Annotated in this window: 15 protein-coding genes; 5 read left to right on the plus strand and 10 right to left on the minus strand. The window is 42.0% G+C overall.

Going from position 1 to position 22,579, the window contains the following annotated elements; all coding sequences use genetic code 11:
* Positions 1-16: 16 nt before the first annotated feature.
* From AHMF7605_RS15845 to AHMF7605_RS15860, 4 genes are all read right to left on the minus strand, one after another.
* Positions 17-958 (minus strand): PorP/SprF family type IX secretion system membrane protein, encoded by a 942-nt coding sequence (locus AHMF7605_RS15845; RefSeq protein WP_106930942.1) that lies wholly within the window; start codon positions 956-958, stop codon positions 17-19.
* 130 nt (positions 959-1,088) lie between these two features.
* Positions 1,089-6,209 carry an ice-binding family protein gene (locus AHMF7605_RS15850; protein WP_146153602.1) on the minus strand — a complete coding sequence of 1,707 codons (5,121 nt, stop codon included), beginning with the start codon at positions 6,207-6,209 and terminating at the stop codon, positions 1,089-1,091.
* Positions 6,210-6,833: 624 nt separating this feature from the next.
* Complete coding sequence (locus AHMF7605_RS15855) at positions 6,834-7,982, minus strand: ribonuclease D (RefSeq protein WP_106930946.1); 1,149 nt, start codon at positions 7,980-7,982, stop codon at positions 6,834-6,836.
* A gap of 68 nt (positions 7,983-8,050) precedes the next feature.
* Complete coding sequence (locus AHMF7605_RS15860) at positions 8,051-8,734, minus strand: arylesterase (RefSeq protein WP_233219151.1); 684 nt, start codon at positions 8,732-8,734, stop codon at positions 8,051-8,053.
* Positions 8,735-8,968: 234 nt separating this feature from the next.
* On the opposite strand from AHMF7605_RS15860, the gene AHMF7605_RS15865 reads away from it, so the two are divergent.
* From AHMF7605_RS15865 to AHMF7605_RS15875, 3 genes are all read left to right on the plus strand, one after another.
* The gene (locus tag AHMF7605_RS15865) at positions 8,969-9,649 is read left to right on the plus strand and encodes an ABC transporter ATP-binding protein (RefSeq protein WP_106930948.1); all 681 of its coding nucleotides are present in this window, start codon (positions 8,969-8,971) and stop codon (positions 9,647-9,649) included.
* A 65-nt stretch (positions 9,650-9,714) separates the two neighbouring features.
* Positions 9,715-9,963 carry a hypothetical protein gene (locus AHMF7605_RS15870; RefSeq protein ID WP_106930950.1) on the plus strand — a complete coding sequence of 83 codons (249 nt, stop codon included), beginning with the start codon at positions 9,715-9,717 and terminating at the stop codon, positions 9,961-9,963.
* Between the two features lie 81 nt (positions 9,964-10,044).
* A complete protein-coding gene (locus AHMF7605_RS15875; RefSeq protein ID WP_233219153.1) occupies positions 10,045-12,603 on the plus strand; it encodes an ABC transporter permease in 2,559 nt (852 codons plus the stop codon).
* A gap of 7 nt (positions 12,604-12,610) precedes the next feature.
* Here the strand turns inward: AHMF7605_RS15875 and AHMF7605_RS15880 are convergent, their stop codons facing one another.
* Complete coding sequence (locus tag AHMF7605_RS15880; protein ID WP_106930954.1) at positions 12,611-13,000, minus strand: response regulator; 390 nt, start codon at positions 12,998-13,000, stop codon at positions 12,611-12,613.
* Positions 13,001-13,339: 339 nt separating this feature from the next.
* Between AHMF7605_RS15880 and AHMF7605_RS15885 the strand changes: the two genes are divergently transcribed.
* The gene (locus AHMF7605_RS15885) at positions 13,340-14,182 is read left to right on the plus strand and encodes a sugar phosphate isomerase/epimerase family protein (protein ID WP_106930956.1); all 843 of its coding nucleotides are present in this window, start codon (positions 13,340-13,342) and stop codon (positions 14,180-14,182) included.
* Between the two features lie 282 nt (positions 14,183-14,464).
* Entirely contained in the window at positions 14,465-15,265 is an 801-nt protein-coding gene (locus AHMF7605_RS15890) for an alpha/beta hydrolase (RefSeq protein ID WP_106930958.1), read from the plus strand.
* An 86-nt stretch (positions 15,266-15,351) separates the two neighbouring features.
* Here the strand turns inward: AHMF7605_RS15890 and ilvA are convergent, their stop codons facing one another.
* The 5 genes from ilvA to ilvD all read right to left on the minus strand — a co-directional run bounded on the left by ilvA (position 15,352) and on the right by ilvD (position 22,328).
* Positions 15,352-16,629: a threonine ammonia-lyase IlvA gene (ilvA, locus tag AHMF7605_RS15895; protein WP_106930960.1), complete on the minus strand. Its 1,278-nt coding sequence runs from the start codon at positions 16,627-16,629 to the stop codon at positions 15,352-15,354.
* Positions 16,630-16,781: 152 nt separating this feature from the next.
* Entirely contained in the window at positions 16,782-17,828 is a 1,047-nt protein-coding gene (gene ilvC, locus AHMF7605_RS15900) for a ketol-acid reductoisomerase (RefSeq protein ID WP_106930962.1), read from the minus strand.
* A gap of 213 nt (positions 17,829-18,041) precedes the next feature.
* The gene (gene ilvN, locus AHMF7605_RS15905; protein WP_106930964.1) at positions 18,042-18,605 is read right to left on the minus strand and encodes an acetolactate synthase small subunit; all 564 of its coding nucleotides are present in this window, start codon (positions 18,603-18,605) and stop codon (positions 18,042-18,044) included.
* 152 nt (positions 18,606-18,757) lie between these two features.
* Positions 18,758-20,503, minus strand: coding sequence for a biosynthetic-type acetolactate synthase large subunit (gene ilvB / locus AHMF7605_RS15910; RefSeq protein WP_233219158.1), 1,746 nt, complete (start codon positions 20,501-20,503; stop codon positions 18,758-18,760).
* Positions 20,504-20,624: 121 nt separating this feature from the next.
* Positions 20,625-22,328 (minus strand): dihydroxy-acid dehydratase, encoded by a 1,704-nt coding sequence (ilvD, locus tag AHMF7605_RS15915; protein WP_106930966.1) that lies wholly within the window; start codon positions 22,326-22,328, stop codon positions 20,625-20,627.
* Between the last annotated feature and the right edge of the window lie 251 nt (positions 22,329-22,579).

Consider the following 22,579-nt stretch of genomic DNA (forward strand, 5'->3'; position numbering starts at 1 on the left):
AGCACCGGACTAATGATTAAAAATAACGGATACTCTGCGTTCTGCGTTCCTCTTTCTGGAAAAAGTAAAAACCTAATGAAAGTTCGTGTCCGGCATAATCTCGTAGAGTAGTTAAGGTAAAATCGTGCGCATAGCCTACTTTAATTTTTTCGGTAAGGTAAATTTCAGCGGCCAGCGCCCAGGCATTAGCTACGTCCAAATTTTGATAATTGTTTTTAAAGAGCTTAGTACCAGTTCGATAAGATCCACCCAACCAAATACGATCGCCGATTAACATAAATGCATTTACATCAAGGTTCGTCGGGCTTTTAAAATCTTCTTTAATTAAAAAACTGGGTTTAAAAGTAAGCCAATCGTTTAACGGGATGATATAACCGGAAGAAAGATAAAAATGCCGGGCCGGGGTAACTATAAAATCATTTTTAAACCGGATTAGGTTAGAAGCCGACAAACCCGCGTAAAAACGGTCGGTATTAAAGAATAAACCAGCTCTGGTATCCGGCAAAACAGTACTAACCTTAGTAGTAGGAATAGTAGGATCATAATTCTGGTCGTTAGGGTGTAATTGGGTACCGTCGGTATAATATTGCGAAATTCCCGCCGCAATGCCTAAAGCAATACGGGCATTCTCGCTGATACTTACCCGGAAAGCAGAATTAGCTAAGGCGCTTTTTTGGCCCTGAGCTCCAATTTTGTCGTTGATTAAGAGCAAACCTAAACCTACTTTTTGATTGGCTATTGCTCCGTCTACACTAATGGTTTGAGTACTGGGCGCTCCCTCCAAGCCTACCCATTGCGTGCGGTAAATACCATTTACATTAATGATACCTTTGCTGCCCGCATAAGCCGGATTTATACCTAACCCGTTAAAGATGTACTGAGTATATTGGGCATTTTGCTGCGCCCAGACGCCATTGCTTGCCAACCAAGCAGTTATTATAAGTAAAATTTTCCGCATGATTTAAGTAATTTTAAACTGAATTTCCGCTATTCTTTTAATTATTACTGTTTTATCAAAAAAAGGTATAACCCGGAAAGAGCAAAATCATGAGCCGTTTTTTATTTCTTTCCGGGCTATAAACTTAGTTTTAGCGCATAATCATGACGTAACCTTTTTGGGTGGTATAAGCACCATCGCAGATTTTTACCTTTAATATGTAGTAGTAGGTTCCATCCGTTAAATTGCCGCCATTCCAATTATTCTGATACGATTTTGTTTTATACACTTCGCTGCCCCAGCGATTTATCAGTACAATTTCATTTTCCGAATAATTTTGAATATTGGTAATGGTCCAGGTATCGTTTACACCATCTCCGTTTGGCGAAAACACGTTTGCTACCTGTAAATTACTGAGACCTAAGTTAGGATTAACGGTTAAGCTAGTAAGCGCACTCGTGCAGGTGCTGGTTTGCGTCGCAACTTTTATTATTCCTTCTTTACTTCCTTCCGGAGCTCGCACTTTAATACGCACAGTTCCCTGGCCTTCGGTAATATTCCAGCCTTCTGGCACTAACCAGTTATAACCCGTAGCTCCTACTACCGCATCAATTGAATAGACTAAGCCCGTACAAGCCGAGCTTTCGTCTTTTATAGATAATGGAGCAGTAGGCGCCGAACTAATGGAAACCAGTAAAGTACTGGGAATACTGCTTGCACAAGAATTAAATGCCACAACTGAAATTGTTCCCGCTGTTGATCCTGCTGTTACCGTAATTTTATTTGTATTTTCTCCGGCCATTATTTTCCATCCAGCGGGTAAGCTCCAGGTATAACCGGTCGCCCCGCTTACGGCGGCTACGGAATAAGTTAGTTCCGTTTGGTTAGCACAAACAACCGCGGGACCCGCAATAGAATCAACAGGCACTTCCGCTGAACTACCTGGATGAACTGTTATAGTAGAAGCATCGCTAATTCCACAGCCATTAATAGCTTGTACAGAAATAGTAGCCGGTTGCGCCCCAACTGTTACCTGAATACTGGTTGTACCCTGACCACCCGTAATCACCCAATCAGTTGCTGCTTCTAAATTCCAACGGTAAGCTATTGCTCCCGGAACGGGTTCAATGGTATACGTAATATTTTGCTGCCCACTGCAAATTAAGGCTTTACTATCGCCGCCAATTACACCGGGCACCAAGGCGGTCTCCAAAGCGGCAGTAACAGCTAAAGTACCCGTTAGTCCATTTCCGCAAGCAGTAGCAACTGTTACTTCTACATTACCGGACTCCTGACCGGCGGTTACCCGAATGATGTTGGTTCCTTGCCCGGATTCAATTTGCCAATCTTGCGGCACTTTCCAATTATAACTCTCCGCCCCATTTACGGCTGCAACTTGGTAAATTTGACTGGAACTACCAGCACACTGCTCCCGGGTGCCAATGATTCGCAGAGGTTCAGTAGGCAAGCTGACCAGGTTCACCGCAAAAGAACTTGCCGGACCGGACCCGCAACCATTAACTGCTTTTACAGTTATGTTGCCACTCTTAGAGCCAGCTTGTATGGTTATATCAGTTGTTCCCTGACCCGAAATTATACGCCAACCATCTGCCTCTGGCACCTCCCAAATATAGCTGGCCGCACCACTCACCGCATCGATAGAATAGTTTAAATTTGTTTCTCCGGCGCAAACCTGCTGGTCGCCGCTGATAGTTCCCGCAGCAACAGCAGCTTCGTTGGTAACAATTACCGCTAAACTAGTGGCGCTTGCCGCTGCTCCGCAACCATTTCTAGGCAGAACGGAGATAGTACCCGAATTGGTTTTGGCATTCACTCGTATGCTGGATGTTCCTTGACCGGCGGTAATTTCCCAACCACTTGGCACCGTCCAAACGTAATTAGAGACATTAGGCACAGGTGTTACGTTGTAAATTAAATCTGTTTGATTCCGGCAAACATTAGAGCTTCCCGTTATTTCTCCTAAAACAATTGGTTCTGAAGAGCTGGGAGTAATCGTTAAAGTAGTCGGATCACTTTCAAAGCAATCGTTTTTTGCTTTAACTGATAAAGCGCCCCCAGAGGTAGAAGTAGTTACGGTAATTTCGGCGGTTCCGGCTCCCGCGGTAATAGTCCAACCCTCGGGCAATTCCCAGAGGTAACCAGTTGCGCCGGGCACAGCCGTTGCCGTATATTTAATTCCGGTGCTGCCATTACATGGAATGGTTTCACCTGTGATAGCCGTTGGAGCAGCAGGTTTAGAAGTAACGGAAACTGGTAGCGGCACACTGGCAGGTCCAGGTCCGCAATTATTATAAGCTACCACGTAAATAATACCGCTCTTAGCGCCGGCGGTTACCGTTATAGTATTAGTAGTTTGACCAGCGGTAATTATCCAGCCTTCCGGTACTGTCCAGTTGTAGATCGTAACTCCTGGTATAGCGGCTACAGAATAGCTAAGATTGGCTTCATTAACGCATACCGTGCTTTTACCAGCGGTTATATTACCGGGCGAAGAAGGCCGGCTAGTAGATGGCACCACTTTTTTCTGGCTCGCCAAAGAGCTTTCACCGCAGATATTTTTGGATTTAACCGTAATAAAACCTTCGGTGGCTCCTGCTTTTACCGTTATTTGCGTTGTTCCCTGTCCCGCCGTAATTGACCAGCCAGTAGGCACGGTCCAGACGTAAGAAGTTGCTCCAGAAACTGTTTTAATTGAATAACGAAGATTAATGCTGCCCGCACAAACGTTAGTATTACCGGTAATAGCTCCAGGTACCAACGGTGGGGTTTTAATTGGAGTAACAAGTATAGTCCGGACTTCGCTGTTACCGCAGTTGTTCGTTGCTGTTACGGAAATATTTACAAGTTCGCTACCGGCAGTTACCGTAATAGTTTTCTGGTCCGGACTAACGGCGGTAATTTCCCATTCTGCGGCTGGTTGGCCATTTACTCCCAAAATCTGCCAATTATAACCACTGGCTCCGGTTACCTGCGTTACAGTAAACGTTAATCCGGAAGTGCCTGCACAAGGCGCTATAGAAGCTGCCTGAATACTTGTTGGCGCTGTTAATTTAATTTGGGGAGTAATATTTAAAGATTGTTCCTGACTAGAACCACACGCGTTGCTTAAACTAACACTTAGTGTACCTCCGCCAGGTTTTATCAGCACCGAAACCGAATCGCGGGTTGTATTCCCGACTAATTCCAGATTACCAGTTACTTTCCAGGCAAAAGAAGTGGCCCCCGTAGCATTTACCCGATACGTTACCGTTGTACTACTACACGGCGTAAGTAAACCAGTAATTGGCCCCGAAGAGATTACGCCAACAGCATTTACCACAATTGCAATTGCCTCGGAAGTGCCACAATTATTTACGGCCGCTACAGTAATGGTACCTTGCGTATTAACGGCCGCTACCGGAGCTATTACCTGAATTTGGTTAGTTCCTTGTCCGGTTAAAGTCCAACCAGCTGGCACTGTCCAATTGTACCGGTCACTGGCCGCACCCGTAACGGTAAATAAAGTACTTTGCGAACCAACGCAAACGGAACTTGGCCCTGTAATGGCAGTCGGCTTAGCCGGATTGCCTAAGCTTGGCTTTATTCGTAATGTTCTGGCTGGGCTAGTACCACAAGAATTCTTCGCTCTTACTGAAATAATTACTTCTTCCTGACCAGCTTTTACTCTTATCTGCGGAGTATTTTGCCCAGTTACAATTTCCCAACCTCCATTATCCGTTGAATCGCCGGGAGTACCAACAACCCATTCATAAGCTGAGGCATTAGCTACTGGGTCTATTTGGTAGGTAAAATAAGTTTCTGTATCACGAATGCAGGGGTTAAGGCCATTGGGATCTGCTGTTGTAATTGAGCCCGGTGCTAAAGTAATTAAAGTGGTAGCGGCAACTTCTAAGGTACTTGGTTCACTATCGCCGCACCCATTATTTACCGTTACAGAAATTATACCCTCCGATGCTACGGGATTGCCGGGCGTACTAACGGGCAGTTCTACCGTAATAGAGTTAGCAGGGGGTTCGCCATCAGCAGTAGGGAGAATTTTCCAACCAGACGGAACAATCCAAGTATACGATTGTACCCCGGGAATAGCAACTACACTAAAAACACTGGTGTTGCTGCCAACACATACTTGAGCAGGCCCTGTGATTTCGCCGGGGTTAGAAATTTTAGCACAAATAGCCGGAACTATACTAGCAGAATTATTTTCAAAATTATCGTCGGTTACCGTACCTAATATCGTGGCGGTATTCCCGATACCTCCGGGATTTTTAATTCTTACTTTAAGGGTAAGCGTAATAACTTCCCCATTTTTAAATTCACTCGTAGTCCATTGAAAGATCCGGGAATCTCTATTAAAAGTAAAAGTATTTACTTGTTTTCCGGCAATAGAACTACGCGCGGTAGCTCCAATGTAATCCAGATCTATATCTAATTGGTCTACAATTTTTACATTATAATCGTTAATCGGGCCATAGTTACGGGCTACAATAGTAAAGGTAACTTCTTCCCCAACAGAGTAAGGATTGACACCATTCTGCCCTAAACTTTTTGTTTTAGTAATCCCTAAATCGGTAGATGTAGTAACCGGATTATTTTTATTCAGAACGACTTTACTTTCTAAAGATAGCAAACGCCCCCCATTAACAACGGCATCTTTCCCGAGCCGGATGGAGTTTTTTGCCAAAATACTGCCCGCCATATTGCTTCTGGTTCCAATATTAACCGTATCGGCTACCTGCCAGAAAATATTCATGCGCCGGGCATTATTTAATAATTTTATGGTTGTACTGGCCGCCGTTAACAAACCTCCCCTAACCTGAAAAATAAACACGGCATTAGGATCGTTGGCAGCATCCAGGTTTATAGTACCGCTAAGGGTAGTCGTATTATCAAATGTATATACCCCTGGACCTAAAATCTGACCGCTCAGGCTAGTACCTGTAAGATTTTTACCCGGTGTAGTAGCTAAATCGTTAATGTTAGCATAGGCTCTTTGCAAATCTTCCTGGGCCTTCTGCGCCGTAGCATCACCCGAATATTGCGTGCCGTTAATCATACCCGCAGTAAACCCTTGAATGATATTTCCTGGCCATACGCCAACATTACCACTTACTTTAGTAGCATCTTTGTTATAAATACCCGTACCAGCTAAAATAGTAAAATCAGCAGCAGTACCCAAGTTAGGTTTTGTTTGAGCGCTACTAGAAACAGATAAGCCGATGAATAAGAAAAATAAAAGTATAATTTTTTTCATTTCATCCTTCCAAAAAACAAAATATATGGCTGATCTTTCATTAATCAACTTAAAAATAAATACAATTTCAATATTTACAAATCTATTCAAATAGTTTGTTTATTAATAACAATTATTAAATAAAAAACTGATTTTAAACCAAATAGAAGAACTTGCAATAAAAATATTAGCAGTATTAGTTAAAAACAACAACTACAATACTTTATTTATATACCTGTATAATACAACCAACTAGATTCAGGGCAAATTCAATTTAAGTAAAATTATTTTTGTAATTATTTTTATATTAATATTAAAATAATTAATATGTTTTATTAAGCAGGTCCTTACAGCAGTAACTGTTTGAGTAAGCTATAAAACACACTCGTTCGAGTTTGATTTTAAAAAAATTCCGTTTAACAGAATACGATGGCATTTAGCAGGAACACTCCACTATATTGAATATGCAGGAAAGATTTTGTTTTGATTCAAAATGAAAAAAATCACCAAGGCTGAAAAAAACTTATCTATTTAGGGAAATTCTTTATTTAAGACTATTTAAGGCGCACAAATAGATTCAAGATGAGTTAAAACCAACCGGAACGCTACAGGAAGATTACCAGAAACACCTTGCTGTTTATAAATCTACAAGGTAAGGTGCAGCGTTGCGGCGGTTTGTTCAATTAATTGACGGGCATATTCTTTTTTAACTTCTAAGGGCTTGCCATCCGTGTACTCATTTACCATACCAGGGGATAAAATCATATTTACGACATTTTCCCCTACCTCTTGGGCAATGTGTGCCTGCACCGCCTGAATTCGCTGCCGTCGCAGCATGGCTTCATCGGCTCCTACTAAGGGTTCAGGTCGCCGGGAACGGAAAGGACGTTGGTGCGTGAGTTGCAATTGTTCTGCTGCTTGCTCCGCTTTATCCAACACATAACGGTATTCCTTAAAGGTATGATTATCTTTTAGCTGCCCCATTAAACCTTTGGTATTTTGCCAGCTTCTAAAATCGGTAACCGGCTGTAAGGCAAGCGCTACTAATGTTTCGTTGGCGATAACCATTGCCGGTGGTCGGTTGTACTGTTGGGCTATTTGATTTCGAAATTCAAATAATTGCTTTAATAAAAATTGTTGAAAATAAGTTAATCGTTCCGAGCCTTTTAATTTTAAGTGCCGGTCCGATTGCTCTTTAATTTCTAAATCTTCCAACAACCGGCATTCTTCGGCGAGCCAACGTCCACGGCCTAAAGCTACTAATTCCTGCCAAAGTACATCTTTTAATTCGTGCAGGTGCAGCACATCCGTAGCCGCATACGTAAGCTGGTCCTCGGAAAGCGGCCGGGTATTCCAGTTACTTACCTGGTTAGTTTTATCTACTTCAATCCCAAAAAGTACCTGCAAAATATTGGCGTACGACGTGCGCAGATGATTCAATAACCGGGCTGCTATTTCAGTATCAAAAATTCCCCGTGGCCGGCAACCCAGTTTTTTTAAAAGTAATATATCATTTGTGGAGGAATGAATAATTTTCGTAATACTAGGATCGTCCACCAATTCCCACAAAGGTTCCAGGTTTTTAATTGTAAAAGGATCGATTAAATAACATTGCTCCCGATCGGCAATTTGCACCAAGCATAAGTTTAAACCGTATGTGTAGCGGTTATCGTCAAATTCTAAATCTAACGCTAGTTCCCGCGACTGAGCTAATTGCGTAACGGCCGCCAAAAAATTGGTTTGAGTAGAAATATAAGAAAAATAACGGCCAGTCGACCACAGAGCCTGCCTCATACTTACGGGTTTATCATAACAAGCAGCAATTTACAATTATAATACGTAAGGCAAATTTTAGCTACTATTTACAATACATCTTTTAAGATTTCCCAAGTATTTTTTGCCAGAATCTGCTGCCCCTTAGCCGTTGGGTGCACGCCATCGCCCTGATTCAGGCTGCGCTCACCGGCTACGCCCTCAAGTAAAAACGGAATAAAAGCAAGATTATTTTTTTCGGCCAGTTGCCGGAAAACCACCCGGAACTGAGCCGCGTAAGCCCCACCCATGCTCGGGGGAATTTCCATACCGGCCAATACAATTTTAACCTCCGGATATTTAGCTTTTACCTTATCAATAATGGCCTGTAAGTTTTCTTTCGTGGATTGCGGAGGAATGCCGCGCAGCCCGTCATTCGCGCCCAGTTCCAGCACAAACACATCTACTGGTTGTTTTAAAATCCAGTCGATGCGGTTTTTACCACCCGCTGTAGTTTCTCCGCTTAAGCCGGCATTAATAACTTTATAAGGTAAATTGAGGGAATCTATTTTCTTTTGAATAAGAGCTGGAAAAGCTTCTGAAGGTTGCAAGCCGTAACCGGCCGTTAAACTATTACCAAAAAATAAAATTGTCTTCATAACCACAGGTTTCTTCTCATCCGGAGCAGTTGATTGTTGCACAACAGCTTTTGTGTCTTCGGGGTTGCCTGAATTACAGCCAACTGCCACTAGTACGAAAAAAGAAGCAAAAAGAAAGTTTAAATAAGTGCGCACAGGTATTTATTTTTAATTTATTTCCTTAAATTCTTAAACATGTACAACCGTTTACTGGTTTTTCCGGAGGCATGTTAGCATGTATAAACTTTGCTAATTACGCTAAAAATAATTCCTTGGCTAGCTGTATTCCCGAAACAAGCGTAAGTAGTAGTTAAAAAATATCTTTCAATCTATATGCGAACGATTTTTTAATCGTTTCAGAAATAATTATTTAATCAGAAATTATAAACTGTGGCTATATTACGCGTGGAGCAACTCGGTAAATCTTACCGGAGTGGCGGTAAAGAACTTACCGTTTTACATAATATTTCCTTTACCCTTAACGCGGGTGATACCTTTGCTATTGTTGGACCATCGGGCAGTGGTAAAACTACGTTATTGGGTTTATGCGCCGGCTTAGACGCCGCTACTACCGGTTCGGTGGAATTAAATGGCATCCGGCTGGAACGCCTTTCCGAAGACGAGCGGGCGCAGGTTCGCAATCAGTACGTCGGGTTTATTTTTCAGAATTTTCAGCTGATTCCTACCCTAACAGCCCTGGAAAATGTAATGGTACCATTGGAACTGCGGGGGGAAAAACAGGTAGGCAAACAAGCATTAGAACTACTCGAACGCGTAGGGTTGCAACATCGGCACCATCATTATCCAACCCAACTTTCCGGGGGCGAGCAGCAGCGGGTAGCTTTGGCCCGGGCTTTCTCCAATCAACCGAAAATTTTGTTCGCCGACGAACCAACGGGTAATCTCGACGCGGAAACCAGCGAAAAAGTAGTCAACTTGCTCTTTGATCTTAACCGGGAACGGGGAACAACCTTGGTACTGGTAACCCACGACCTGGAACTAGCGGGTAAAACCCAGCGCCTCATCCGGATAAAAGGCGGCCACGTTATCTCGGATTCCGTTATGGCTTGAGCTTGGAATCAGGTAATAAGATTCATAAACCAAGTTATCTTTAATCAGAAAGTTTAGAATATAACATGGCTCTTGATTTTTATCAACTGAATAACAAGGAGTATTTCTTTGCACTGGAAGACAAAGAACTTCAAGATTTAGGGGAAATACTCCAGGAGTTTCGATATCGTACGGGCTTTGTTATAGACCAGTATAGCGATTATAAGCTGACCATAGAAAATCAAGCAGCTATCATTAAAATTATTGATGATTATATTGATAAAACAGATTTAAATAAGAATAAATCTAAAATATTCGCACGAAAAAAAGAATGAATTACTGTTGAAAGGTGATTAAGCAAATCATCATTAAAAATTCTCGCCTACTAGCTACCTAATACCTGATACTTCACCAACATGGATAGAACTCTTATAAAACCAACACTGCAACCAAAATGGCTTTTAACAATGGCCTGGCGCGATAGTCGCCGAAACCGTTCGCGGTTGTTGCTCTTTGTTTCGTCTATTATTTTAGGAATTGCGGCTTTGGTAGCTATTCAATCGTTCAGTGAAAATCTTCGCGACGATATTGACGATCAGGCCAAAACCTTACTAGGTGCTGATTTAGGTATTTACACGAACCAACCCGTAACTAAGACTATGCAGAAAACCTTGCATAATTTAGGCGGACGTCAGGCTCGGGAATACTACTTTGCTTCCATGATTTTGTTTCCTAAAAACAGCGGTAGCCGTCTGGTTCAGATTCGGGCCTTGCAAGGAGATTATCCATTTTACGGAGCTATCGAAACTACTCCGGCGGCAGCTAGTCGCACCTTTCGGAATGGCCGGAATGCTTTAGTAGACAAAACGGTATTATTGCAATTTAATGCACGTCCGGGTGATTCCGTTAAAATCGGGAACCTTACCTTCCGGATTGTTGGAGAATTAAATAAAATACCTGGCCAGGCAGGCATTGCTGCCAGCATGGCCCCAGCCGTTTATATCCCGATGCAATATTTAAATCAAACGGGTTTAATGCAAAAAGGCAGTCGCATTAATTACCGATTTTACTATCAATTTCCACCGCAAACAGATGTAGAAAAGCTGGTAAAAGGAATTGAGCCCCGACTTGAAAAAGACGGACTAAGTTACGAAACCATTGCTTCTAAAAAAGAAAATACCGGCAAAGCCTTTAGCGACTTAACCCGCTTTTTAACCTTAGTAGGGTTTATTGCCCTTTTATTAGGTTGTGTAGGGGTAGCAAGTTCCGTGCATATTTACATTAAAGAAAAAATTCAGACCATCGCTATTTTGCGTTGTTTGGGAACCCAAAGCCGACAAGCATTCTTTATTTACCTGATCCAGATTCTGGCCATGGGTTTATTGGGTTCGATTATCGGAGTAATGGCAGGCACCTTAGTACAACGTGTTTTGCCGGTCGTTTTAGCTGATTTTTTGCCCGTAGCTATAACCGTAAGTATTTCCTGGAAAGCTATTTTATTAGGTATTGGTACGGGGCTTTTTATCTCTCTTTTATTTGCTTTGCTGCCGTTGGTTTCTATCCGGAACATATCTCCCCTTAATACCTTACGGATTTCATTTGAAACAGAAAAACTACAATCGGATCCTTGGCGATGGGCAGTTTATGCCTTAATTATTCTTTTCATTTTAAGTTTTGCTGCCTTGCAGATGGATACCTGGAGACAGGCGGCTTACTTTACCGGGGGTTTAGCAGTGGCTTTTTTGGTATTGGCTGGTATGGCGAGTTTGCTTACCTGGCTCGTACGCAGATTTTTTCCCGTATCGTGGAGTTATTTGTGGCGACAAAGCATTGCCAATTTATACCGGCCAAACAACCAGACTTTAATTTTAATTGTAGCCATCGGTTTGGGTACGGGCTTAATTGCCACACTGTTTTTCGTTCAGAACTTGCTTATCGGTCAGGTAACCCTTTCAGGTAGCGGCAACCAACCTAATATGGTATTGTTTGATATCCAGACGAGCCAGAAAGACCAGGTAGCGGCTTTAGCGCGCCAATATAAATTACCCCTGATGCAACAGGTACCGATTGTAACCATGCGCCTGGTGCAAGTAAATGGCCACACCGATGAAGAAGTGAGAAAAGATAGCACCTTAGATATACCGAAAGGGGCTTTTACCCGGGAGTATCGGGTTACTTACCGCGATACCCTGATTAGTTCCGAGAAAATTAGTAAAGGTCAATGGCACGGTACCGCAACAAGCCTGGAGGATACTATTTACGTTTCGCTGGATGAGAATTTTGCTGAACGAATGAAATTAAAGCTAGGCGACACATTATTATTTAACGTGCAAGGTGCCCCGATACAAACCGTAGTGGGCAGTTTCCGAAAAGTAGATTGGAACCGCATTCAAAGTAATTTCCTAGTTTTATTCCCGACGGGGATTCTGGAAGAAGCACCGCAGTTTCATGTGATCGCCACGCAGGTACGCTCTAATAAAAACTCTGCTGATTTTCAGCGAGCTTTAGTAACCAGGTTTCCTAATGTATCGGTGATTGATTTGGCCCTGATTCTTACCACACTGGATGATATTTTAAGCAAAATTGCTTTTGTAATCCGGTTTATGGCCGGATTTAGTATTGCAACTGGTATATTGGTGCTAATCGGATCGGTTTTGATCAGCAAATTTCAACGGGTACAAGAAAGCGTTCTGCTACGTACTTTAGGAGCCAGCAGTCGGCAGATATTACTTATTACCGCTCTGGAGTATTTCTTTTTAGGAGCTTTAGCTGCTGCTACCGGTTTAACTCTGGCAATTGGAGGAAGTTGGGCCTTAGCTTATTACTCTTTTGAGATTCCTTTTGCGCCAGCCTGGTTACCGGTTATAATTTTATTTACTGCAGTTACTCTCCTAACCGTTATTATTGGTTTGTTGAACAGCCGCAGTATTTTAAACCGGCCACCATTAGAAGTATTGCGTAGCGAAGTAGTTTAGTTTCAGCTTACCCAAAAATTGGTTTGGTTATTACTAACGTCATAATTTCTGTTAGTAATTCATCCGCATTAATTGGTTTAGAAATAAAAGTATTTGCCCCCAACAATAAAGATTTAACGTGCTCCTGCCGGTCACTGGGGCTGGTAACTACAATAATAGGAATATTGCTTTTTTCCCCCATATTTTCCCGGATATGTTTAGTTGCGGTGTAGCCATCCATCTCCGGCATATTTACATCCATCAGAATAAGATCATAATGCTGCATGGCAAGTTTTTCAACGGCTTCTTTACCGGTTTCTACTATATCTAAAGCAAAACCAAAATCCTCCACTACTTTTTTTATCATCAACTGATTAAGTTTGTTATCCTCGGCCAGCAGAATCTGTAACTCATTCATTATTATCCGGTTTGTATTTTGTATTATTAATTATTTACAAAGATAGTTGTATAAATAACTCTTGGTTATGGATAGCTAGATTATAAGAAATCTTAATATAGATATCCAATTCTTTTCCCGTTTATATACAAAATATTCTACCTTACTATAAATTTTATTATCATACAAACACAAAAGAAATAGCAGAAAAATCCAAATTATACCATCTAAATTTTTCAATATTAATAATGCTCAAAAACGTAATATTTGCTCGCTATGCCTTGCAACTAATTACTTAACCTCTTACCTTAGGCAATTGGCAAAGATTATATGTTCTTTTTATTACTGTAACTATTTACTATGAAATATACCCGTAACGATTTTCTGAAAGCAGCTGGTTTAGGCTTAGCGGCTAGTATGACCCCTGTTTCTTTTCATAAACTTGCGGCACAAATTCCGGGTAATCCAAAACCCGAACGCTTGAAATTAGGCTTAGCCTCTTACACTTTACATAAATTTAGCCTCGACGAGACCATTAAAATTTTGCAACGCTTAGAGTTGAAAGAAGTATCGTTAAAAGATATGCATTTACCATTCGATGCCTCGCCCACTCAGTTGCAGGAAATGACGGCAAAAGTTAAGCAGGCGGGTATTAATCTGTACGGCGTGGGGGTTGTTTACATGAAATCGGAGCAGGAAATAGATCGGGCATTTACCTACGCCAAAAATGCCGGCGTAAAAATGATTGTGGGTGTACCTAACCACGAGTTATTACCTTACACCGAAAAAAAGGTAAAAGAATACGACATACGCGTTGCTATTCATAACCACGGTCCCGGAGACAAAGTGTACCCCAGCCCGGAAAGTGTGTACGAAAAGATAAGAAATCTGGATAAACGTATTGGCTTGTGCATTGACATTGGCCACACCCAACGTATTGGTTTAGACCCGATAAAAGACACCCTGCGCTTTGCCGATCGCTTGTATGATATTCATATAAAAGACGTTACAGGCAGCACTGAGAAAGATACGCCTACCGAAATTGGACGTGGTGTAATTGATATCCCTGGTTTTCTGAGAGCCTTGCTAAAAATTAAATATGCCGGCAGTGTATCCATCGAATACGAGAAAAATGCCGACGATCCTGTTCCAGGTTTAGCAGAGTCGGTTGGATATACCAGAGGCGTGCTGCGGTTAGTATAACAAGGAAGTGCCGTATCATTTTCTAAGCTAAATTTCCTTTTTAAAAATTGGGCTACAGCAGGCAGTTGGTGAAGCAAATAGAAAGAGGATTGCCAATTAAGCGGGCACTTTATTTAAAAAAATATACTAATTGTACTCTGTTTAAACCTAGTTCTTTTTGAAAGCAGAAATATAATTTAACTTTCAATAAGGTTACTTTATACCGTTAACTTTTCCGGCCATTTCAGGTAAAATACGTTTAAGGCTTGGATATACTTTACTAGTTACCAAGCTACTATTTTTATGCTGAAAGGGATGGTAATTACAGGAGCGGTTGTAGTAAGTATTGTACTCATTTTATTAGGGGTTATTTATAGCTTGCAGGATCGGCTTATTTTCTTTCCCGAAAAGTTACCGCGCGATTATGTATTCCCGTTTAATAATCCCTTTCAGGAAGTATTTCTAGAAACTTTGGATGGAGCAGAGATTCATGCTTTGCACTTCCGGGCTAAAGAACCCAAAGGTGTAATTTTATATTTTCATGGTAATGCGGGCAACTTGCGTAGTTGGGGTTACTTAGCGGAAGAGTATTTAGCTTATAACTACGATGTATTTATGGTGGATTACCGGGGTTTTGGAAAAAGCACCGGAATTCGTACCGAAGCCGCTTTGCACCAGGATGCCCAATTAGCTTACCAGCATGTAGTTAAGGAATATCCCGAAAATAAAATAATAGTCTTTGGGCGTTCTATCGGCACTGGAATGGCTGTACCAGTGGCCGCCCGGAATAAACCCAAATGCTTATTACTAGAAACTCCTTTTTATAATTTTGCCGATGTAGCGAAAACGCATTACTCGTTTCTGCCGGTTACTTTATTATTAAAATACAGCTTCCGGTCGGATGAGTGGATTCAAAAAGTAAATTGCCCCATTTATATTTTTCATGGCACCGCGGATAAGGTAGTACTCTACTCTTCCGGAGAAAAATTAGCCCAGGTGGCCGATTCTGCTAAAACAAGGCTTATCACCATCCCAAATAGCGGGCATAACGATCTAAGCAATTTCCACCAGTATCGGCAAGCGCTACAAACCATTCTACAATAAAAAAATAGCTTAAGCGCCATAAGCACCTAAGCTATCAGATAAACTCTGTATGAAATATTGCTACGTACTACGGTACACGTAAAACGCTAAATTATAAAATGATAAAACTCCGGCCGGTTATTAATGTACTCGCAATTGAAGTTGCGTTCAGCCATCCGCTGCACCAAGGCATCAAAGTCGGTGCGGTTTTTCAATTCGATACCAACTAAAGCTGGTCCTTTCTCGCGGCTGTTCTTTTTGGTGTATTCAAAGTGCGTAATATCATCGGTAGGGCCTAAAATATAATTTACAAATTCTTTCAAAGCCCCGGCACGTTGCGGAAAGTTGACGATAAAGTAATGCTTCAGGCCTTCGTACAACAGTGAGCGCTCTTTAATTTCTTCGGTGCGGGTAATATCGTTATTTCCCCCACTCACTATGCACACTACTGTTTTACCAATAATTTGCTCTTGCAGAAAATCCAAAGCGGCAATACTTAACGCTCCAGCTGGCTCTACCACCATAGCTTCTTCGTTGTAAAGCTGCAGAATAGTTGAACAAACTTTACCTTCCGGCACCGTTATTACTTCATCCAGGTTTTCTTGGCAAATTTGTAGCGTTAAATCTCCTACTGCTTTTACGGCAGCGCCATCCACAAATTTATCAATGTGCTCCAGCGTTATTTTTTTACCCGCTTCAATGGATTTTTGCATGGCAGGAGCACCTTCCGGCTCAATACCAATAAGAGTAGTTTTCGGACTTACTTCCCGAAAATAACTGGAGACACCAGCGGCTAAACCACCGCCACCAATTGGTAATAAAAGTACATCTACCGGTTCATTTATGGTTTCCAGTATTTCCAAACCAACCGTACCTTGGCCGGCAATAACTTGCGGATCGTCGAAAGGGTGAATAAAGACAGTATTATTTTTATTCGAGAACTCTAATGCCTGGAGGTAAGAATCATCGAAAGTATCGCCGGTGAGAACTATCTCTACATGTTCTTTCCCGAACAATTGTACTTGCTTTAATTTTTGCTGCGGCGTAGTTACCGGCATAAAAATATGGCCTTTAATGCCCATTTTGTGGCACGAATACGCTACCCCTTGTGCATGATTACCCGCACTGGCACATACAATACCATTTATTAATTGCTCCGGCGCTAAACTCCTAATTTTATTATAAGCACCCCGCAGTTTATAGGATCGCACTACCTGTAAATCTTCGCGCTTCAGGTAAATATTAGCCTGATATTTCTCCGATAAATTTATGCTTCGCAGCAAAGGAGTATGGTTCACCACATTTTGCAACCGGGCAGCAGCTATTCTAACCTCTTCGGCGCTAACCAGAGTTGCCTTTTCTACCTCAACTTCTTCTTCCGACATGATATTATTTAGTTGTTTGTTGTTCGTTGCTCGTTATTCGTTTAAATAAAGACCCGGTAACAACATTACTAATGCTAAGAAGTATATTCATCAACACTACTAATTGCTATTTCTGATCCTAGCCACGAACAACGAGTAACTAACAACTACTATTAATTATTCTGTGGGCGCAGTTTCCGAACCTGGGCACCGGCTTGCCACATTTCTGAATTGCGCAGTTCCGCTAATTCTGCATCCAGTTTCTCGCGGTAATCTGGCTGACTGTTGGTATCAATTGAGCGTTGAGCTTCCTTACCAGTTGCTACACTTTCGTATAATTCTTCGAAAACGGGCGTTACGGCATCACGGAATTTGTTTTTCCAATCCAAGGCTCCTCGTTGCGCAGTAGTAGAGCAGTTAGCATACATCCAGTCCATACCATTTTCGGCTACCAGCAAAATCAAACTTTCAGTTAATTCTTCTACGGTTTCGTTGAATGATTCAGAAGGTGAATGACCTTTTTTGCGTAGCAGGTTATATTGTGCTTCCAGAATACCAGCTAAAGCTCCCATTAAAGTACCGCGCTCACCGGTTAAATCAGAATATACTTCTTTTTTGAAATCAGTTTCGAATAAATAACCAGAACCTACGCCAATACCCAAAGCAATTACTTTTTCGCGGGCTTTACCCGTAGCGTCCTGAAAAATAGCGAAGCTGGAGTTTAAACCTTTACCTTCCAGAAACATGCGGCGCAAACTGGTACCAGAACCTTTGGGAGCTACCAGAATTACATCTACATCAGTTGGTGGAATAATACCGGTACGCTCTTTAAAAGTAACCCCGAAACCATGCGAGAAATACAAGGTTTTACCTGGCTTTAAATGGCTTTTTACCATTGGCCAAGCGGCAATCTGGCCGGCATCCGAAAGTAAGAATTGCAGAATAGTACCACGTTCACAGGCTTCTTCCAGTTCGAATAAAGTTTCGCCGGGTACCCAGCCATCATTCACAGCTTTATCCCAGGTTTTGGAATCCTTTCGCTGACCAACAATTACGTTGAAGCCATTATCGCGCAGGTTTAACGCCTGTCCGGGACCTTGCACGCCATAACCGAGTACCGCAATTGTTTCATTTTTTAAAATTTCTCTTGCTTGCTCCAAAGGAAATTCTTCCCGGGTTACAACACTTTCTTCGGTTCCGCCAAAATTGATTTTTGCCATTGTTTTTAAATAGTTTATGTTAGTTTTTAGTCGATAGTCCATGGTCCATAGACCACAGTGTGCTGTTCTTAATAATTAATTATTATCACTGATAGATTTTTATTATGCTCTTTTTAAATGAAAACGAGAAACGATTATAGTTTTATAGTATTCTTAGTCCTATAATTTTATATAAAAATTATGGACCATCGTCCGTGGACTATGGACTATAAACTATAAATAAGCTTCTTCCTGTTCGCGCAGGTAAGTGCTCAGGTCTTTCATGTGTTTGGTGATAGCAATACGGCCACTGCGGGTAAATTGCAGGATACCAAAAGGCGCTAGCTTCTCAAACAAGGCCCGGGTTTCTTCGCTGTGGCCCGTTTTTTCAATAATAATGTAATGCGGATCTACCGTAAGAATTCGCGCATTGCTGTCCCGGACAATACCTTCTACCTGGCTACCATTAATCATCGAACTCATCGGGATTTTATACATCGCGATTTCCTGAAAAATGGTTTCTTCTTCCGGATAAAACGAAGCCCGCAGCACATCTACCTGCTTCGCAATTTGTTTTACGAGCTTTTCTACCTGGGCGTAAGTAGTTTTAATAATGATAGTGTAGCGATACACATTTTTTACTTCAGATTCTGAGACGGTGATACTTTCAATATTAATGTGCCGTCGGGTAAAAACGATGGTGATGCGGTTAAGTAGACCTACTTTATTTTCGGTAAAAGCAAATATGGTGTACGTTTTTTCTTCGCCTAAATCTATCTGGTAATCTTCTATCGCCATTGTTGTTGGTAAATACTAAATGCTGTGTTCGTTTATTTTCTTGCCTGACAATCTGTTTTATAATCTTCCTTCAAATTTCTTGCTGCCGAGAGACTTGCCAATTTTATATTATGGCTCTCTTCTCCGGAGAGAAGGAGCCAGGAGAAGAGGAACTATGATAACCGAATATTAGATACGGAATCGCCGGCGGGTACCATCGGGAATACGTTATCTTCTTTTTCCACTACTACTTCTAACACATAAGGCCCTTCGTGGTCGAGCATGGCTTGGATAGAACTTTCTAAAGTCTCGCGTTGCGTTACTTTATTGGCAGTTATACCATAAGCTTTAGCAATACCTACAAAATCAGGGTTTACCATTTCCGTAAAAGAATACCGTTTCTGGTGGAACAGTTGCTGCCATTGACGCACCATACCCAGGAAGTTGTTATTTAAAATTAACACCTTCACTCCAATCTGGTACTGAAAAATACAGCCTAACTCTTGCAAGGTCATCTGGAAACCACCATCGCCAATTACCGCAATTACTTGCCGGTCCGGGGCACCCACTTTGGCACCCATAGCGGCTGGCAAACAAAAGCCCATGGTACCTAAACCACCCGAAGTAATGTTGCTGCGGCGGGTATCTTTAAAATTATAATAACGCATAGCTACCATCTGGTGCTGCCCTACGTCAGTTACAATTACAGCTTTGCCTTCTGATAATTCGGAAACCAAATGCATAACTTCCGCCATTTTTAATTTTCCTTCAGTAGGCAATATTTCGGGTGCAATTACTTTTTCGTATTCTATTTTAGCACAATCTCTAAATTTCTGCAGCCAGGCTTCGTGCTTGTTCTCGTTAATTAAAGGCAATAATGCTTGTAAAGCGACTTTTGCATCGGCGTTAACGGCTACATCTGCCCGTACATTCTTGTTTATTTCGGCCGGGTCAATTTCTATGTGAATAATTTTGGCTTGTCGGGCATAGCACTTTAAATCGCCAGTTACCCGGTCATCGAAGCGCATGCCAACAGCAATGAGTACGTCGCACTCGTTCGTTAATAAATTTGGCCCGTAATTACCATGCATGCCCAACATACCCACATTAAGCGGATGGTCAGTAGGCAAACCCGCTAACCCAAGAATGGTCCAGGCAGCCGGAATACCAGCTTTTTCAATAAATGCTTTTAAGTCTTCCTGCGCGTTTGATAATAAAACACCTTGTCCCCAAAGTACATAGGGTTTTTTGGCATTATTAATTAATTCGGCCGCTGCTGCAATAGCTTTTTCATTAAGCTTAGGTACCGGATAATAGCTCGAAATGCGCTTACATTTCTTATATTCAAACTCGAACTTGGCATTCTGAGCATCCTTGGTAATATCAATTAAAACCGGACCAGGTCGGCCAGAAGTAGCAATGTAAAAAGCCTTAGCGATAGCTTCGGGTATTTCATCTGCTCGGGTAACCTGGTAATTCCATTTTGTTACCGGCATGGTAACACCCAGTACATCCGTTTCCTGAAAAGCATCTGTACCCAGCAAGTGGGAAGCTACCTGACCGGTAATGCACACCAAAGGAGTAGAGTCAATCTGGGCATCGGCAATACCCGTAATTAAATTAGTAGCGCCCGGACCAGATGTAGCAAAACAAACTCCTGGTTTACCAGTAATACGGGCGTAACCTTGAGCGGCATGTGCACCACCTTGTTCGTGACGCACTAAATGATGTTTTAGTTGATCTGCAAAGTCGTATAGGGCATCATAAATGGGCATAATGGCTCCGCCCGGATATCCGAATATAGTATCGACACCTTCTTCGAGCAAGGACAGCAGAAGCCCCTGAGCTCCGGTTACCATTTTCTTTTCCGTTATTATTACCTTTTCCTTTTCTGATGCCTCGGCTACTAATGCGTTCATGACTTTTAGACTTTAGAATTTGGATTTATCTCTTTGGTTTATATTACTATATAAGCCATTTTTAATGCAAAAAATTTCACTATTCTTTAATTTCCGTTGAGTAAAACGGAATAAGTTTTTTTTATCTATCCGTTACACAACCTTCGGAGGCCGACGAAACAGATTTAGCGTATTTATATAATATACCGGAGGTTTTCCGTAACGGTCGTGGCTGCCAAGCTGCTTTGCGTTTAGCAATTTCTTCGTCGGTTAAAGCCACTTCCAGTTTATTATTCACGGCATCAATAATAATTTTGTCACCATCCTGTAATAAAGCAATGGTACCGCCTTCCTGGGCTTCCGGGGTAATATGGCCTACTACAAAACCATGGGTACCGCCTGAGAAACGGCCATCCGTAATTAACGCCACCGATTTACCTAAACCTGCACCCATTATTAAAGAAGTAGGCTTCAGCATCTCCGGCATACCTGGGCCACCTTTCGGACCTTCGTACCGGATAACAATTACATCACCTTCTTTTACTTTACCCGCTAAAATACCGTCATTCGCTTCAAACTCTCCGTCGAATACTTTGGCGGTGCCTTCAAAACGCTCACCTTCCTTACCGGTAATTTTGGCTACCGCTCCTTGCTCCGCTAAGTTACCGTATAAAATACGCAGGTGACCTGTTTCTTTGATAGGATTACTAAGAGGCATAATAACATCCTGGCCAGGAGTTAAACCCGGCAAGTCAGCTAAATTTTCAGCTATGGTTTTGCCAGTTACGGTTAAGCAGTCGCCGTGGAGCAATCCTTCTTTCAGTAACATTTTCATTACTGCCGGTATGCCACCCACTTTATGCACAGCTTCCATGTGGTATTTCCCGCTTGGTTTCATATCGCCTAATAGCGGGGTTTTATTGCTGATGCGCTGAAAATCGTCGATGGTAATATCTACCCCCAAAGTATTGGCAATAGCTAATAAGTGTAATACTGCATTGGTAGAACCACCTAATACCGTAATTACCACCATAGCATTTTCAAAAGCCTTTTTGGTTAAGATATCTTTAGGCTTGATATCTTTTTCGAGCAGTTGGCGAATAGCAATACCCGCCTGAATACATTCTTCGCTTTTTTCGGGGCTAACAGCCGGATTAGAAGAACTATAAGGCAAGCTCATACCCATGGCTTCAATCGCCGACGACATGGTATTGGCCGTATACATACCCCCACAAGCTCCAGCGCCGGGGCAAGCATGTTCAATGACGCCTTTAAAATCTTCCGGCGAAATGGTACCGGCATATTTTTCACCTAATGCTTCGAACGCTGATACAATGTCTAATTTCTTATCGGTGAACTTACCCGCTGCATCGCAATAATTACCTGGAGCAATAGTACCCCCGTAAACCAGAATGGCCGGCCGGTTTAGCCGGGCAAAACCAATCATAGCGCCCGGCATATTCTTATCGCAACCTACAACGGCAATAACCCCGTCGTAGCTTTGGGCGTTTACTACGGTTTCAATAGAGTCAGCAATAATATCGCGGGAAGGCAAAGAATAGCGCATGCCGGGGGTTCCCATGGAAATTCCATCGCTAACGCCAATGGCATGAAATATTAAACCAATTACATCTTCGGTGCTGTTCGTACCTTTCTTTACCAGTTGGGCCAGGTCGTTGAGGTGCATATTACACGGGTTGCCCTCAAAACCAGTACTCACAATACCAATCTGAGCTTTTTTCAGGTCATCGTCGCTTAAGCCAATGGCGTGCAACATAGCCTGCGCCGCTGGGTTAGTTTCTTCCTGGGTAACGAGGTAACTGTAACGGTTTAATTTAGTACTCATTTTTTTAGTTAAAAAGTTAAAAGTTGAAAGGTTAGAAGGTTGTTACCAAACGGCAACATTACCTTTCTTTTAAAACAAATAAATTTTTAATAATTGAAATTTATCGTTCCGCCAAGCATGAATATTTTCGGCATTACGGTAAAAAAAAGCGCCACTCTTGTTGAAGGAATGGCGCTGATTATATTTTATCAAAACAGATTACACCATCCATCGTTTAGCGTCGATAATGACGCTAAAAATAATTCGGCTCA

This window comes from Adhaeribacter arboris, assembly GCF_003023845.1.
GTDB classification, from domain to species: Bacteria; Bacteroidota; Bacteroidia; order Cytophagales; family Hymenobacteraceae; genus Adhaeribacter; species Adhaeribacter arboris.